We start from the raw sequence: 15,661 nt of genomic DNA, 5'->3' as shown, positions 1-15,661 counted from the left end.
CGCAGGCATGCCGCGTCACATCACGCCATCCCGCGCGCCACGTCATCCCGGCGGACACCGGGATCTCGCCCAGCACGCACCGTCACTCACCGAGATCCCGGAGCAAGTCCGGGATGACGGGATCCGGATGACGTGGGGGCGACCACCGCCGCCATCGCCGTCCGGACGCGCTTGGCGGAGACCGGCGCGGCCGTCCCGAGGGTCTGCGCGAACAGGCTGACCCGGAGTTCTTCGAGCAGCCAGCCCACCTCGGCGACGCCGGTGGGCAGCGGGCCGGCCGGATAGCGGGCGCAGAGCGCGGCGTATTCGTCCTCGAGCTGTTCGATCACCTCGGCGCCGGCCCGGTCGCGTCCCGGATTGGTGCGAGCCGCGGTGAGCCGGAGCTCGACCGCATGCAGGTAGCGCGGCAGCCGCGACCAGTGCGGCTCCGGCGTGCCGGCGATGAAGCCTGGGTAGATCAGTCCGGCAAGCTGCTCGGTGACGTCGGCGCGCACCGGTGCCGGCGCGGACGGCAGCGCCAGCTGGATCCGCTGGTAGCGCTGCAGGATCTCGCCGGTGACGGTGACGACGGCCAGCATCCGATCTGCGGCACCGGTGCGGACCCGGTCGCGCAAGGCCGCGAAGGCGTCCGGGTCGCGAACCAGCCACGGGTCCCCGCACGGCGGGTTCGACGATCGCGCCCGGCTGGAGGTCCCGATCAGGGCCCCGACGGCGGCCAGCCGGGCGTCGGCGAGCAGCACCGGCACGGTGGGATACGGCGAGGCGGCCAGGGCGAATTTGACCGGGTTGCTGAGCCGGGCGAGCACCCAATTGGTCGGGTCGGGGCTGGTCAGCGCCACCAGCCGGCGCAGCCCGCGCAGCTGGGAGCGGACCGCCTCGTCCAGGGTCGCGAAGACCGTCACGCCGACCGTGTCACCGCGGTCAGACAAGGCCGGATAGCCGACCACCGCACCGTCGACCCGCTCGGCGACGCGACCGAACGCCCAGTCTCGAGCACCGCCGTGGGTGTGTTCGGCGGCGCCCGCGTTCAGTTCGGCCCGCACCTGGGCGCCGAGCTGTTCGGCGAGCGCGGACAGGTCCTTGCCGGTGGCCACCTCGTCGCCGTCGCGGGTCACCACGAACCGGACCCGGAGATGGTCAGGGACGGCGTCCAGCCGCCAGGCGTCATCGGGCACCTGGATGCCAGTGAGCATCCGCACCGCGCGTCCCAGTCCGGTCGGCAGCGGCTCCCCCGGCACCGGGTTGTCGGCCAGCCAGGCCAGCGCCCGCCTCGCCGTGTCGGGTGCGGGCGCCAGCCGGGCTCGCCATTGCTTGGGCAGGGCCCGGATCAGTTCGGTGCCCAACTCCTGCCGCAGGCCCGGAATCTGCCAGCCGAAGTCGTCCGCCGAGACCTGGTTCAGCTGGGCCAGTTCGATGCCGACGCTGACCCCGTCGTGGCCGGAGCCGGGATCGAAGACGTAGCTGACCGGCAGATCGAGCCCGCCGGTGCTCCAGTGGTCGGGGAACTGCTCGGCGTCCACCCGCTGGTCGGTGAGCAGGTCCTCGGGCGCCAGGTCGAGCAGGTGCTCGTCGCGGCGCCGGGCGTCGCGCCACCAGCGGTCGAAGTGGGCCACCGACACCACGTCGGCGGGGACGCGGGCGTCGTAGAAGGCGAACAGAGTGGCGTCGTCGGCCAGCAGATCGAGCCGGCGGGTCCGCTCGGCGAGCTGTTCGGCGTCCGCTCGTGCGGCCTCGTTGCGGGCCCAGAAGTGGTGCCGGGTGTGCCACTGGCCCTCGACCAGCGCGGACTGGATGAACAGCCGGCGGGACTCCTCGGGGTCGATCCGGCCGTACGACACGGTGCGTCCGGCGACGATCGGGACGCCGAGCAGCGTCACCCGTTCGGTGGCGACCACCTGCCCGGAGCGGGCCGACCAGCGCGGCTCGGAATAGCTGCGGCTGAGCAGATGGCTGCCGACCTCCTCGACCCAGGTCTCCTCGATCGGGGCCACCGTGCGCGCCCACAGCCGGGTGGTCTCGACCAGTTCGACGGCCATCACCAGCGGCGGGTTGACCCGGGCCGCCGCCGAACCCGGACTGATCGCGAACCGGCTGCCCCGCGCGCCCAGGTATTCGCGCGGACCCCGCCGCCGCTTGTCAGCGGGCCGCTTCTGCCCCGGTGTGGGCGCGGACCGCTCGTCCAGCAACCCGACGTGCGAGAGCAGTCCGGACAGAACGGCGACATGCACCCGGTCGATGCCGGCCGGCTCGGCGTTGCGCGACATGCCCAGGTCGCGGCAGACCGTCTTCAGCTGCTCGTTGAGGTCCTCCCACTCACGGACCCGGAGGAAATTCAGGAACTCCTCCCGGCACATCCGCCGGAAAGCGTTGCCTGAACGCTCCCGGCGGGCCGTCCGGAGGTAGCGCCACAGCCGCAGCAGGGCGGCGATGTCGGACGGGTCGCGCGGCGCTTCCTTGCCATCGGAGGGGGTCTCGCTGAAGAAGCGGCGATGCAGCTGATCAGCCTGTTCCTGCTTGTCGGCGGGCCGTTCTCGGACGTCGGGCACGGTCAGGCCGGCGACCACCGCCTGGGCTTCGCGCAAACAGCCCTGGCGTTCGGCCTCGACCAGCATCCGGCCCAGCCGCGGGTCGACCGGCAGCCGGGCCAGCTGGTGCCCGATCGGGGTGAGTCGGACCTGACCGCCGCGTCCACGCTGCGGACGCCGCCTCCCGCTGGTCGAGCTTGTCGAGACGCCGCCCGACGAGATCCCGGCTTTCGCCGGGATGACGGACCTGGGAGCCTGCTCGGGCTCGATCGCGCCCAACTCGGTGAGCAGCCGCAGGCCGTCGCTGATCTGCGCTTTGTCCGGCGGTTCGACGAACGGGAAGCGGGCGATGTCGCCGAGCCGGGCCCGCGCCATCTGCAGGATCACCGAGGCCAGGTTGGTGCGCAGGATCTCCGGCTCGGTGAACTCCGGACGAGCGGCGAAGTCCTCCTCGTCGTAGAGCCTGATGCAGACGCCGGGAGCGACCCGGCCGCAGCGTCCGGCGCGTTGGTTGGCGGACGCCTGCGAGATCGGCTCGATCGGCAGCCGCTGCACCTTGGTGCGGGCCGACCAGCGGGAGATGCGGGCGAAACCCGGATCGATCACCGAGCGGATGCCGGGCACGGTCAGCGAGGTCTCGGCGACATTGGTGGCCAGCACCACCCGCATCGTGGTGTGCCGGGCGAACACCCGGTGCTGTTCGTGTGCGGACAGCCGGGCGAACAGCGGCAGGATCTCCACCTCGCGGCGGGTGAGTTGCGACCAGTCCAGGCCAGCGATGGCGTCCGCGGCGTCCCGGATCTCACGCTCACCGGAGCAGAACACCAGGATGTCGCCGTCCGGGCCGTCCAGCATCAACTCGGTGACGGCGTCGCAGATGCCGTCGATGAGATCGCGGTCGGTGCCGGACTCGATCACCGGACGCCAGCGCACCTCGACCGGGTAGGTGCGGCCGGAGACCTCGATGATCGGGGCGTCGCCGAAGTGTTCGCTGAACCGGGCGGTGTCGATGGTGGCGGAGGTGACGATCACCTTCAGGTCCGGGCGCCGCGGCAGCAGCTGTTTCAGGTAGCCGAGCAGGAAGTCGACGTTCAGGCTGCGTTCGTGTGCCTCGTCGATGATCAGGGTGTCGTAGCGGCGCAGGTCGCGATCGTGGCCGATCTCGGCGAGCAGGATGCCGTCGGTCATCACCTTGATCTGGGTCTGCCGGCTGGTCTTGGCGGTGAACCGGACCTGGTAGCCGACCACCTGGCCCAGCGGCGTCCCGATCTCTTCGGCAATCCGTTCGGCCAGGCTGCGGGCGGCGATCCGGCGCGGCTGGGTGTGACCGACGCGTTGGCGTCCGGCGGCCAGGCAGAGCTTCGGCAACTGGGTGGTCTTGCCCGAACCGGTCTCGCCGGCCACGATCACCACCTGATTGTCGCGGATGGCGGCGACGATGTCGTCGGCCCAGGCAGCGATCGGCAGCGCGGCGTCGACCGCCAGCTTCAACTCCCCGGACACGGCCGCCGAGCTACTTGACCAAGATCAGGGGGCAGCCGGCGTGGGTCATCAGTCCGCGGGCCACGCTGCCGACCGAGTAGGTCGGGAAGCGCACATCGGCCTCGATCACCAGCACCGAGACGGTTTCGCTGAAGGTCGACAGCTCGTCGACCGGCGAGCCGTAGCGGACCTCGGTGGTGATCTCTGGGGCGTCGGGGTGGCGGGCGGCCACCTCGGCCACCTGAGCGGCCTGGTGTGTCTCGGTCTGCTCGATCGCGGCGTCGGCCTGATCTTGGCTGACGCTCAGCCAGAAGATCCGGCTCTGCGGCGCCTTGCAGACGCTGATCACCTTGATCGGCCGGCCGGCGAAGAGCGGATTGCTCAACGCCCACTCCAGCGCCAGCGAGCCGGGACCGTCCGCTTCGAGCGCGACCCCGATCGGGCCGTCATCCAGGGTCGGAATGTCGGCCACCACGACCAGCGGGCAGCGCACAGCGCCGGCCAGGCCCACCGACGTCGATCCGGAGAAGGACAGGGTCCGGCTTGTGTGCGCGCGGCGTCCGACCACCACCATCGAACAGTTCTGGCTCAGCTGGGCCAACACACCGACCGGGGTGCCGATCGCCACCTTGATCCGGATCCGCTTCTTCGCCACGCCCAGCGAGTTGGCCGTGGCGGCCGCCTCGGCGAGCAGCTTGCGTGCCGTCGCCTGCACCGAACTGGCATCGAACACCACGCCCCACGGACTGCTCACCACGGCATCGTCGGCGACGTACACCAGCTGCAGCATCGTCTTGGTGGCTGCGGCCACCCGCGCGGCGTACTCCAACGCCCGAACGGCGTCGTCGGATGCGTCATAGCCGACCAGAATGGGCGGCGGACCGTCGTAGGGCTTCGGCATCGAACGTCTCTCAGATCGCGGCGATCGAACGACCTGCGTAATGGTGAGGGGAAATGCCGACGATGATCGGACGATCCCCCGGTGGCCAGGGGAACGGCATGTTCTCCGGAAGGGAGGCCACCGGCGCCCCGGACGTGCCGTGCACCAGCACGCTCCACCCGGTCGATGTCTCCGGGTCGAGGTCGTCCACCTGGAAAGACACCTCGACCGGCTCAAGCAGCTGGGCCAGCGGCGAGCGGGCCGCGGTGCGGAAGACGATCAGGTCATCGGCCAAGCCGTAGCTGACCGGCAAGATCTGCAGGCCGGAAGCGGAATTCCAGCCGACGCGGCCGAAGGCGCGGGTGGCCAGTAGCAACCGGCATTCCGCCGCGTCCAGTGAGGTCAGGTGCCCGTACTGCGCCATAGCGACGACACTACTGGTTTCCGAGCCCAGTCCCCAGTCTCCGGTCCGCAGTTCCCAGCCTCCGGTCCCGCACCCTGGGCAGATTGCTCGAGTGGCGGACGACAAGCCTCCGCGCCCAGCCCCAGCAGTGCGGAGCGAAACCTCGCCGAGCGAGGACTGGCCACCCGACCGCACCATCGCCCCAGGCGGGCAACCTCTCTCAACCACCCACACCGAGGAATCAGCCGTTACACCACACCCAGGGACCTGACCCTGACCGGCATCCTCAACGCCGACCGGCGGGTCAATCGAACCAGGCAGAATGCGCATCCCCCGGTTCGAGGGGTTCAGTGGCGTCCGGGCTCGTCAAACAGCGACCGATTCGGGACGTCATCGAGGCGAGTGAGGCGAAGCGGTTCCCGAATCGGTCGCTGATCCACGGCCTGTCGGTCAGGCCGGAGGGTCCCGCTCCATCGGACGAAGGGGCGACTCTCGGCTTGCGATTCCGGCTGTGCGCGACAGAGGACACGGTGCAGATCTGGGCGCCTGTGTGAGCGGGAACCGCTGATCGGACAGGGGTGCTCCGGCGGCCGTTACGGGGTCGATGACAAGGTGGGAGTTCGGGCACCGAACTCGGTGCCCGAACTCCCACTATCTTTGAAGGCCTCCAGGCCCGACCGGAGCACGGCAGGCGTCCGAGCCGCCACTGAGGTACGGCGCGGCTCAGCGGGTCCCGCATCCCGACCGGCTGCGCTCCCCTCGGCCCTGCCGGGCCGGGCGCGGAAACCCCGCTCACTGCCGAACCCGATCTCCACGACAGGCCCTAACACCGAACGACCGCTTTGCGGCCGTCGAATCCCGCTCAACGACCAGGTGAGATCGACCGCGTCGGGATGAGCATCACGCGTCGGAAGAGAAGGTTGTGCGGCCGTGCAGCTTGTCGGCCAGAGGTTCGTCGATCTCGTCGGAGACCAGCGACACCATCCGCAGCGCCTGGTGCAGGTGGGCCGGGACGAACGGCTGAGCGAAGATCGACAGCGAGACGAACACCCGGTCCTTGATCAGCATGAACCGGACGAACCGGGCCTCGGTGTTCAGGTCGCTGAGCACCTCCATGGCCCGGCTCCGCCCCTCGACGTCGTGCACGATCGCGGAGAAGACCAGCACCTCCTGGGCGTCCCTGGTGGCGCGCACGAAGACCATCGTCGAACCGACCCGCACCGCGAAGTCGCCGTCGGTGTCCTGCAGCGGGGAATGGCCGAGCAGGTCGGTCAACTCGGCCTCGATAAGTCGGTCGAGGTCGGCCTTGCCGGCGACCAGCCGGGCAGTCACATCGTCGGCGTCGTAGCTGGTGGTGGGGGCTTCGCGGACACCCGGCGGGGTGAGGATCTCAGCCAGCTGATCGGGCGCCAAGAAGGCCGGATGCGGCACCCGGTACACCTCACGCAACACCTCGACCGCCGCCAGGGCAAGGTCGGCGGCGTGCTCCTGGCTGCCGGTGCGCCAGAAGTTCTCGGTCGGATGCCCTTCGTCGACGTTCGGCGGCTGCCAGCCCAGTTCCTCGATGGCGGTCAGTTGATCGGGCAGCAGCTGGAACTCCTCGCTCAGCGCGGCGTTCCCGGCCGCCTCGACGACCATGTTGTCGCCGCCGTCGCAGTGGAACACGACGAACGGCGCGGTGCCGTCCTGCTCGGTGGCCAGCGAACCGATCCGCAACGAGGCGCCGGCGTCCATGTGCGAGATCACGTCGCCGAGGCGTCCGGCGAACTCCGACCAGGCCTGGTCGGTGCTGCGTTCCAGATCGAAGCTGTACACCTCGCTGGCATTGTTGTCGTCCACGAGCCCAACCTAGTACCCCGGCCCGCACGCGCGCTCCAGGAGCCGCTCGCCCAACTGTTTTGCGCTCGCCGAGTTCGGCGAGCGCGAAATAGTTGGGCGAGCGGTCAGGGTTCAGCCGCCGAGCAGGGTCGCCGCCAGGGTGATGGTGGGTATCGACAACATGGTGGAGACGAAGATCGAGTCGCGAGCCAGCAACTCCCCCACCTCGTAGCGGGACGCGATCACGTAGATGTTCTGCGCCGTCGGCAGGCCGGCGATCACCGTGACGGCCAGCAGCTCCGGCTCGCTCAGCCCGAACGCGACGCCCAGCGACCAGGCCAGCAGCGGATGGGCCACGACCTTCGCCAACTGGATCAGCGCCACCTCGCGCAGGTGCGGGCCGCGTCCGGGCAGCGGATCCAGCCGCAGCGAGACACCGAAGGCAAGCAGCATCGCCGGCACTGCGATGCGTCCGACCATCTCGATCGGCGCCATCAGCAGATCGGGGACGGCGAGACCGGACAGGTTGGCCGCGACGGCCAGCAGCACCGCCACCGTGATCGGGTTACGGAACGGCAGGGTCAGGTAGCTGTGCCAGGCCAGCAGCTCGCCGGCGCGCCGGGCCGCCCGGGTGTCGAGCAGCGCCAGCGCGGTCGGCTGCATCACCCCGATCTGGACCAGCATGATCGGCGCCATCCAGGTCATGTCGCCCATGATCGCGGCGGCGATCGGCAGGCCGAGGTTGCCGGCGTTGGTGTAGCAGGCGCACAGCGTGCCGATCACCGTCCGAGCATTGGCCGGACCGCTGAGCAGGCGAGCGACGGCCAGGTAGCCGGCGCCGGTGATCCCGATCGCCAGCACCGACACCATCAGGGTCCGGGAGAACAGGTGGGCCAGATCGGCCCGCGCCACCAGCGAGAACAGCAGGGCGGGTGAGGCGACCAGGAAGGCGAGCCGGCTGAGCAGCGCCCGCTGCAGATCGCCGAGCACTTTGACGTGGGCGAGCAGCACGCCGGCGATCACGATCACGCCGATGGTGAAGAACCCGGAGAGCGCACCCTGCACTGGATTGACCCTAGTCCCGCGGCCACACCCGGTTCGCGCTCGTCCGAGGAACCGCTGATCAGTGCACCGGCCGCCGGCTGAGCCGTGGCGAAGCCTGTTGCCGGAAGGGCTGGACAAGCCCGACGAGAATCAGCGCTCGCCTAACGAGCGCGAGGAGGGGAGCGAGCGCGTAGCATGGCCGCCGATGACCCCGCGCAATCACCTGATCGACCTGGCCAGGGCCCTGTCCGTGGTGGTCGTGGTGACGTTCCACTGCCTGCTTTACCAGATCGTGGTGACCGACGGCGCACCCCAGGTGGTGCCCTGGGCTCCGCAACCGCACGGCGCGTGGTGGACGGCCAGTTGGTTCGTGATGATCATCCCGCTGTTCTTCATCGCCGGCGGGTTCGCCCACGCCCTGGTGATCGACCGGATGCGGGCTCAAGGTCGCAGCTACCCCCACTATCTGGCGTCGCGGGCCGTCCGGCTGGTCGGGCCGCTGCTGCTCTTCGTCGGCTTCGCCACCGTGCTGAGCACCGCCGGCGCCTGGCTGTATTCGGCGCCGGTCAGTGTGGCGTTGAGCGTGCAGTTCGCGCAGTTGCTCTGGTTCGTGGCGATCTATCTGGTGATCGTCGGCATCGCCCCGTGGATGATCACCCTGCACGATCGCTGGGGCGTGTGGCCGATGCTCGCGCTGACCCTGCTGGCCGGTGCGGTGGACGCCTGGTCGTTCACCGCCGGACGCCCCGGCCTGCGGTACCTGAACCTGCTGACGGTCTGGCCGCTGTGCCATCAGCTGGGCATCGCCTACTACCGCGGCTGGTTCCGGCGGGGTCCGGTCTGGGTGCCGGTAACCGTGGCGGTCGCCGCGGCCGGGCTGATCCCGGTGCTGGTGTTCGGGCTGGGCTACCCGGCGTCCGCGATCGGACTGGGCGACATACCGGTCGCCAACGTGCTGCCGCCGACGGTTGCGATGATCGTGCTGGGCTGCGGCCAGGTCGCCGTGCTGGGCCTGCTGGAGCGGGCCGGGGTGGTCCGGTGTCTTCCTGCCGGCGTCCAGCGTGGGCTGGGTGTCGCCAACGCGCTGGCGGTGACCACCTATCTGTGGCACATCCCCTGCATCGTGATCGCGGCCGGGGCGCTGTTCGGCGTCAGCCGGCTGCTGCCGGGAGCGACCGGCGTGCTGCTGTCGCAGCCGGTGGTGGCGTTGGTCACCTGGCTGGTGATCGGGGCGGTGATCCCGCTGATCGGACGCGCCGAGTACGCCCTGATCCCACGGCTGGACGGCGATCCGGGCCGGGCCGCGGTCGGCGCCCACCTGTTGCTGACTGCCGGCACCGCCCTGGTCTGGCTGCATGGCACGGTGTTGCATCCCGACCGCCCCTGGTCGGCGGTCGGGCTGGCGCTGCTGGGTGCCGGAATGATCTGGCTCACCCGTGCGGCCCGGACGACCGCCGCACCCGCACGCTGACCGGTGTCACCCTGGCGCCCCCGGGCGGGCCTGGGTCTCGGCAAGCTCGACCGACGGTGATCACCCAGGTGCTGTCCGGCAGAGGTCGTCCTGGAGGGCGTCCGGCGGACGCCACTAGACTGATCGGCCCGGCGAGGGAAGGCGATGTGGTGGATCCGACCCAGTGGGACGCACCCTTCCCGTTGATCGTGGCCACCCTGTTCTGCATCGTGCTGACCCGGTCGAACGCGACCTATTGGGCCGGACGGCTGGTGGCCCGCGGTGCGCACCGCACCCGCGCCGCCCGCTGGATGGACTCGTCCGGCTACCGGAAAGCGGTGGATCGGTTGAACCGCTGGGGTGCCCCGGCGGTCAGCCTGTCCTTCCTCACCGTCGGCGTGCAGACCCTGATCAACCTGGCCGCGGGAGCCGCCCGGATGCCGCTGACCCGCTACATTCCGGCGACCGTGGTCGGCTCGATCGCCTGGGCGTTCCTCTACGGCACGGTCGGCTTCGTCGGCTGGGAGGCGCTCGTGCTGCTCTGGGAACACTCCCCCGTCGCCGCGGTCGCCGCCGGCCTGGCCGCCGTGGCCGGGCTGGTCTGGTTCATCGTCCGGCAGCTGCGCCGCAGTCAGCTGGTCGACGATCTCGAGACCGGCACCGACGACTGACCGACACCGAATCGCGCTGGGTGAGCTTGTCGAACCTTCGCGGGGTCTCGACGAGCCCGACCGACGACCTGCGCCACGCCGGACGTGGTTGCGCAGACCCGCGAACATACTCGGTATATAGTCTTGGACGAGGACATATACCGAGTATACAGGAGGCGTCGATGTCCGTTCGCTGGGGAATGCTGGCGTTGCTGGCCGAAGGCCCGCGCTACGGAGCCGAACTGAAGGCGGGGTTCGAACAGCGCACCGGCGGCACCTGGCCGGTGAACGTCGGGCAGGTGTACACCACCTTGGACCGGCTGGAACGCGACGGCCTGGTCGCCGCCGAGACCCCGGACGCCGAGGGCCGGATCCGCTACTCCCTCACCCCGCCCGGCCATGACGCCGTCGCGCAGTGGTGGCGCACCCCGGTCGACCGGCAGGCCACGCCCCGCGACGAGCTGGTGATCAAGCTGGCGATCGCGATCACCTCACCCGCGGTGGAGTCGGCGGCGGTCGCTCAGGCGCAGCGCTCGGCCACCATGCACCGGTTGCAGCAGCTGACCCGGTTGAAGCAGTCGATCGATCCGGCCGCCGACCTGGCCTGGCTGATGGTCATCGAGCACCAGTTGTTCGCCGCCGAGGCCGAGATCCGTTGGCTCGACCAGGTAGAGGCCAGCGTCGCCCGATTCGGCACCACCACGCCCACCACCCCGGTGGACGCCACCCAGGACGAGACCGTCGAGGCCCGGCGATGAACACGCCCGCCCTGCGGCTCACCGACATCGTCCGCACCCACGGCAGCGGCGAGACCCTGGTGCACGCCCTGCGCGGCGTGTCGATGGAGGTGTGGCCCGGCGAACTGGTCGCGGTGATGGGGCCGTCCGGAAGCGGCAAATCGACCCTGCTGAACCTGGCCGGGGCACTGGACCAGCCGACCAGCGGCCAGGTCACCATCGACGGCGTCGCCCTGAGCGGGCTGAAACCCGACCAGCTGGCGCAGCTGCGACGCCGCCGGGTCGGGGTGGTCTTCCAGAGCTACAACCTGATCCCCGCCCTCACCGCCGCCGAGAACATCGCGCTGCCCCTCGAACTGGACGGCCAACCGGCGCTCGCGGCCCGGCAGGATGCCCGCGCCGTCCTCAAAGACCTCGGCCTGGGCGGGCTGGCCGACCGGTTTCCCGACCAGCTCTCCGGCGGGCAGCAGCAACGGGTGGCGATCGCCCGCGCGCTGGTCGGCGAGCGTCGGCTGGTGCTCGCCGACGAGCCGACCGGCGCGCTCGACTCGGTGACCGGCGAAGAGGTGCTGGCGGTGCTGCGGGCCCGTTGCGACGGCGGTGCGGCCGGGCTGCTGGTCACCCACGAACCGCGGCATGCCGCCTGGGCCGACCGGGTGGTCTACCTGCGCGACGGCGTCGTGGTGGACGGCACCGCGGTCCGCGCCGAGCGGGTGCCGGCGTGAGCACCGCCGTGGCGGCCCGGACGGCGTCCGACGTCCCGTTCGGCCCGGCCCAGCCCCGAGCCCGCTCCTGGTGGACCGGATGGCGGCTGGCGCTGCGGATGGCGCGCCGCGACGTCCGGCGCGATCGGGGGCGGAGCTGGTTCGTCTGGCTGATGATCGCCGTCCCGGTGGCGATCCTGGCCGCCACGCAGGTGCTGGTCGCCTCGTTCGACCTGTCGCCGATCGAGCGGGCCAGGCTGGCAACCGGCGGGAATCAGGCCGTCATCGACTGGTGGGGGCATCCGTTCGAGCCCTCCCTGAACAGCTACGGAAGCGTGGTTCCCGAGGACGAACCTGCATCATCCGAGGCACCGGCGCTGCCCGGATGGGGGACGTCGCTGGCCTCCCGCGAGGCCGCCGTCGCGCGATTCCTCGACCGGCCGGTCAGCGCGATCACCTGGAGCAGCCCCACCTTCGGCGTCGCCGAAGTCGGGCTGATCATGGTGGGCGCCGATCCGCGCAGTCCGGCGATGGCCGACGTGATCCGGCTGACCGAAGGACGGCTGCCGGCCTCGCCCAGCGAGGTCCTGGTCACCGCCCGCGGCGTCCGGTCCGGCCTGCCGACCAGCGGGGACGTCCGGCTCACCCTCGGCGACACCGCGGCCGGCTACACGGTGGTCGGACGCGCCGACCTGCAGTTGCTCGGCAGCTACGACCTGCTCGGCTACCCGCAGCAGGTGAGCGAGGAACTGGGGTTCCTGGTGCCCGGCGATCAGCCCGTGACCTGGGAGGACGCGACCCGGCTGGCCGGCCACGGCTTCACGACCACCAGTGTGCAGATCGTCGCGCGCCCACCGCGGGCGCTGCCGCGGTCAGGGCTCGGTTTCGGAATCGGGGACGTCGCCCTGGTCGTCGGCCTGGTGGAGGTCGCGCTGCTGGTCGGACCGGCGTTCGCGATCGGCGCCGCACGTCAGCGACGCAGTCTGGCCCTGGCCGCCCTCAACGGCGCCGATCCGCGGCAGCTGCGCCGGGTCGCGCTCGGGCAGGCCCTGCTGCTCGGTTCGACGGCGACGCTCACCGGCACCCTGGTCGGCACTGCCGCGGGCGTCGCGCTGTGGCCGGCGATGGCGTCCGACTCGACCGAGACCCATGGCCCGCTGGAAGTGCCGATCGTGCCTCTGGTGCTGCTGCTGGCCCTGGGTGTGCTGACCGCGCTCGGCTCGGCGCTGGTGACCGCTCGCGGCCTGGCCCGGCTGGCGCTGGTCTCGGCGCTGAGCGGCACCACCCGTTCGGCTCCGCCCGGACGCGGCGCGCCGATCGCCGGCGTCCTGCTGCTCGTCGCCGGGGTGGCCGCGACCTGGTGGTCGATCACGCTGCCCCGTGACGGGAACTCGATGATTGGCTGGGTCGCTCTGGGCGGCGGGCTGGCCGCCCTGGCCGGCCTCCTGTTCAGTACGCCGGCGCTGCTGCGGATCCTGGCTCGGCTGGGTGCCGGCGCCCCGGTCGCACTGCGGATGGCGCTGCGCGACCTGGCCCGGCACCGTGGCCGGGCGACCGCGATCGTCGCGTCGGTGGCCGGCGGCGTGCTGATCCTCACCGCCGTGTGGACGGCGATGGGCAGCACCGACGCCGACCGGACCCGGCGTTACATCCCGGCCACCCGCGCCGGCCAGGCCGTCATCACGGGAGTGGAGAGCGAGTCGGGCCTGGCCGGCGTCGCGGCCACCGTCCGCTCCGTCGACCCTCGGCTGCGCACCACGCCGGTGGCGGGCGCCTCCGTGCCCAAGCCCGGTGGCGATGAGGGGACGCTCGACATCGCAGGGTTGCGGAAGGGTTGCACGGCCGCCGACCTGTTCGACGAGCAGGGTCGGGAGACGCCGCGCTGCCGCTCGGTGCTCGGATACTCCGACTCCGGCATCCTGGTCGGCGCCACCGCCGATCTGGTGCGCCTGTTCGGGTTGGACTCCGCGCAGGCCGACGCGCTGGCACACGGCAGGCTGCTGGTGAACACCGATCCGGTGCCGGGATTCGAAGGCACCTCGGTGAACGAGTTGGACCGGGGACGGCTGCACGTCGCCTATGTCGACTACATGGAGAGGGCGAAATCGCGGACCGAGTGGCTCCCGGCCGTGGCGATCAGCACCGACGTGATCGGCCGCGGGGCGCCGCCGGCCCGCTACTCGGTGCTGGCCAGCACCTCCACCGCCGCCGCCCTCGGCTGGTCGGTGGAGTACTGGCGACTGCTGGTGGACGATCCGGACGGCCCGATCACCCCCGCGACCGAGTCGGCGCTGCGCGAGGCGCTGGCCGCTCCGGGCATCCACGTCCAGGTCGAGCACGGCTTCGTGCCGGAGCCGCAGCCGGTGCTGTGGCTGATCGCCGGCACCCTGGCCCTGCTGGCGGTGATCGGCGCGGCCATGTCGACCATCCTGGCCGCGACCGACCTGCGCCCGTTCCTGGCCACCTTCACCGCGGTCGGTGCGCCTCCGACGCTGACCCGCCGGCTGGCGATGGCGCAGGCCGCGGTGCTGGGGCTGCTGGCGTCCGGGCTCGGATCGTTGCTCGGCATGGCCCTGGGAGCGCCGCTGGCGGTGATCTCCACCACCTCGGACGGCGCGGAACCGGTCGTGGCGCTGCCCTGGCTGGCCGCCGGACTGTTCGCGATCGGCGTCCCGTTGGTCGCCGGAGTGGTCGCGACCCTATCAAGAACTGAACGCCTCCCCCGACACGATCAGCGCAACCATCTCCACGACTCTCCACCGAGCCGTGACAATACTCAGACAAGCCGCCGATACAGGCCCCGATCCACTTGCATGGGCCCCATATGCACACTTCAGCTGGGGAATGCAGGCATGAACCGGCGCCTCTACCTTTCGGAGTACTCCAGTGCTGCTACACGAGGTCTGCGCAGCCGGCGCACAGACCGTCAGGAAGATCCGCCTCGTCCAGTTGCCGGATAGTGCACCGTACGCAGGTCAGACCTCGGTACAGCACGGCAGGCTCGCGATGGCCCGTCTCCTGCGGTTCGACGTTGAACAGATTCCGGTGACGCCGGAACAGCCGCGGATGCTGCCTGGCGATTGCCGCGTGAAGCTCGGCCGGAGTACGTGACGGGCGACGCATCCCGCTCACCATGACCTCCAGCGCACGGCGATACACGTCCTCGCCGACACGTTCAGCCAGGAACAGATCGGGATTGACCGCACTGACACCAGCTGTGCGCAAGTCGTCGGCGGCGAAGTCATCGACATCCTCAGTCACCAGAAACACCGCCCCTGCCGCCTCAGCATCGGCGAGGATCTGCTGGTCGCCTACCGGCGTGTCGGCGAATCGCTCGGGTGCCCGGCCGGGCCTGCTCAGCCGGATGCCAACCGTTGCCCGAAGATCGGCCACGGAGAGTTGGTGTGCGGACAGGTGTCGGTCCGCCTCAGCCTCAGCCGTGGCACTCCACACCGCGGTGTAGCCGCTGACCGAACAACGCAGGATCAGCGTTCGGGTGACGGGCTTGGCCAAGACGTTCGCATCCAGGAAGACGGCCAGCGGTTCATTCACTGGTCACCGAACAGCTCCGTCTCGACGTCCGGCCCAGACACGCGAGCGAGCGTGTCGAGCACACTGTCGCGGAACCGCTGGAACTCCGAGTACGGAATGCGGTGCCGGTTGCCGACTTTCACGGCCCGGATCTCTCCGGCAAGAACCTTGCGGACGATGGTCGATCGATGCATGTTCAGACGTCGCCCCACCTGCTCAGGGGTGAGCATCCGCTCCTGTGCGGACACGGTCACCGTCTGCCCCGACGCGGCGGCCTCCCTCACCTGATCGACCAGCAACTGCGCCCACGCGGGCAGTCCGGCATCGGTCGCGCTGTCGTGGATGTCGTCGGGATCAAAGGTGGCCAGCGGATGGGACATACCCCATCGTAACCCTCCATGCACAGATAAACCATCATCATCTGCGCACTAGGCGAG

At 70.6% G+C, this 15,661-nt stretch carries 12 protein-coding genes; 5 read left to right on the top strand and 7 right to left on the bottom strand.

What is annotated here, in order from left to right; all coding sequences use genetic code 11:
- Positions 1-86 precede the first annotated feature (86 nt).
- The 5 genes from hrpA to QM619_RS16735 form a co-directional block, all read right to left on the bottom strand.
- Positions 87-4,028 (bottom strand): ATP-dependent RNA helicase HrpA, encoded by a 3,942-nt coding sequence (gene hrpA, locus QM619_RS16755; protein WP_415111440.1) that lies wholly within the window; start codon positions 4,026-4,028, stop codon positions 87-89.
- Between the two features lie 10 nt (positions 4,029-4,038).
- The gene (locus QM619_RS16750; RefSeq protein WP_415111437.1) at positions 4,039-4,908 is read right to left on the bottom strand and encodes a universal stress protein; all 870 of its coding nucleotides are present in this window, start codon (positions 4,906-4,908) and stop codon (positions 4,039-4,041) included.
- 10 nt (positions 4,909-4,918) lie between these two features.
- Positions 4,919-5,311: a pyridoxamine 5'-phosphate oxidase family protein gene (locus QM619_RS16745; RefSeq protein ID WP_415111434.1), complete on the bottom strand. Its 393-nt coding sequence runs from the start codon at positions 5,309-5,311 to the stop codon at positions 4,919-4,921.
- An 879-nt stretch (positions 5,312-6,190) separates the two neighbouring features.
- A complete protein-coding gene (locus QM619_RS16740; RefSeq protein ID WP_415111431.1) occupies positions 6,191-7,129 on the bottom strand; it encodes a T3SS (YopN, CesT) and YbjN peptide-binding chaperone 1 in 939 nt (312 codons plus the stop codon).
- A 111-nt stretch (positions 7,130-7,240) separates the two neighbouring features.
- Positions 7,241-8,173, bottom strand: a complete 933-nt coding sequence (locus tag QM619_RS16735; protein WP_415111429.1) for an AEC family transporter — start codon at positions 8,171-8,173, stop codon at positions 7,241-7,243.
- Between the two features lie 184 nt (positions 8,174-8,357).
- Between QM619_RS16735 and QM619_RS16730 the strand changes: the two genes are divergently transcribed.
- From QM619_RS16730 to QM619_RS16710, 5 genes are all read left to right on the top strand, one after another.
- On the top strand, positions 8,358-9,623 hold the full coding sequence (locus tag QM619_RS16730; protein ID WP_415111426.1) for an acyltransferase family protein: 1,266 nt from the start codon (positions 8,358-8,360) through the stop codon (positions 9,621-9,623).
- A gap of 149 nt (positions 9,624-9,772) precedes the next feature.
- Entirely contained in the window at positions 9,773-10,273 is a 501-nt protein-coding gene (locus QM619_RS16725) for a DedA family protein (protein ID WP_415111423.1), read from the top strand.
- Positions 10,274-10,434: 161 nt separating this feature from the next.
- Entirely contained in the window at positions 10,435-11,010 is a 576-nt protein-coding gene (locus QM619_RS16720; RefSeq protein ID WP_415111420.1) for a PadR family transcriptional regulator, read from the top strand.
- Positions 11,007-11,714: an ABC transporter ATP-binding protein gene (locus tag QM619_RS16715; protein ID WP_415111417.1), complete on the top strand. Its 708-nt coding sequence runs from the start codon at positions 11,007-11,009 to the stop codon at positions 11,712-11,714. Before QM619_RS16720 ends, QM619_RS16715 begins: the two co-directional genes overlap by 4 nt.
- A complete protein-coding gene (locus QM619_RS16710) occupies positions 11,711-14,653 on the top strand; it encodes an FtsX-like permease family protein (RefSeq protein ID WP_415111414.1) in 2,943 nt (980 codons plus the stop codon). The genes QM619_RS16715 and QM619_RS16710 overlap by 4 nt, the downstream gene beginning before the upstream one ends.
- On the opposite strand, the gene QM619_RS16705 is transcribed toward QM619_RS16710, so the two are convergent.
- Both QM619_RS16705 and QM619_RS16700 read right to left on the bottom strand, forming a co-directional pair.
- A complete protein-coding gene (locus QM619_RS16705; protein WP_415111411.1) occupies positions 14,586-15,245 on the bottom strand; it encodes a hypothetical protein in 660 nt (219 codons plus the stop codon). The two genes, QM619_RS16710 and QM619_RS16705, sit on opposite strands and share 68 nt — an antisense overlap.
- Positions 15,242-15,604, bottom strand: a complete 363-nt coding sequence (locus QM619_RS16700) for an excisionase family DNA-binding protein (protein WP_415111408.1) — start codon at positions 15,602-15,604, stop codon at positions 15,242-15,244. Before QM619_RS16700 ends, QM619_RS16705 begins: the two co-directional genes overlap by 4 nt.
- Between the last annotated feature and the right edge of the window lie 57 nt (positions 15,605-15,661).

Source organism: Micropruina sp. (genome assembly GCF_047606665.1).
GTDB lineage: Bacteria > Actinomycetota > Actinomycetes > Propionibacteriales > Propionibacteriaceae > Micropruina.
The sequence above is the reverse complement of the archived record's forward strand: the minus strand, read 5'-3'. Positions and strand labels throughout refer to the sequence as shown.

Excerpts from the sequence above, each read along its gene's own strand:
- QM619_RS16750 (WP_415111437.1), bottom strand. The coding sequence starts at position 4,908 with ATGCCGAAGCCCTACGACGGTCCGCCGCCCATTCTGGTCGGCTATGAC.
- QM619_RS16715 (WP_415111417.1), top strand. The coding sequence starts at position 11,007 with ATGAACACGCCCGCCCTGCGGCTCACCGACATCGTCCGCACCCACGGC.
- QM619_RS16730 (WP_415111426.1), top strand. The coding sequence starts at position 8,358 with ATGACCCCGCGCAATCACCTGATCGACCTGGCCAGGGCCCTGTCCGTG.
- QM619_RS16700 (WP_415111408.1), bottom strand. The coding sequence starts at position 15,604 with ATGTCCCATCCGCTGGCCACCTTTGATCCCGACGACATCCACGACAGC.
- QM619_RS16720 (WP_415111420.1), top strand. The coding sequence starts at position 10,435 with ATGTCCGTTCGCTGGGGAATGCTGGCGTTGCTGGCCGAAGGCCCGCGC.
- QM619_RS16745 (WP_415111434.1), bottom strand. The coding sequence starts at position 5,311 with ATGGCGCAGTACGGGCACCTGACCTCACTGGACGCGGCGGAATGCCGG.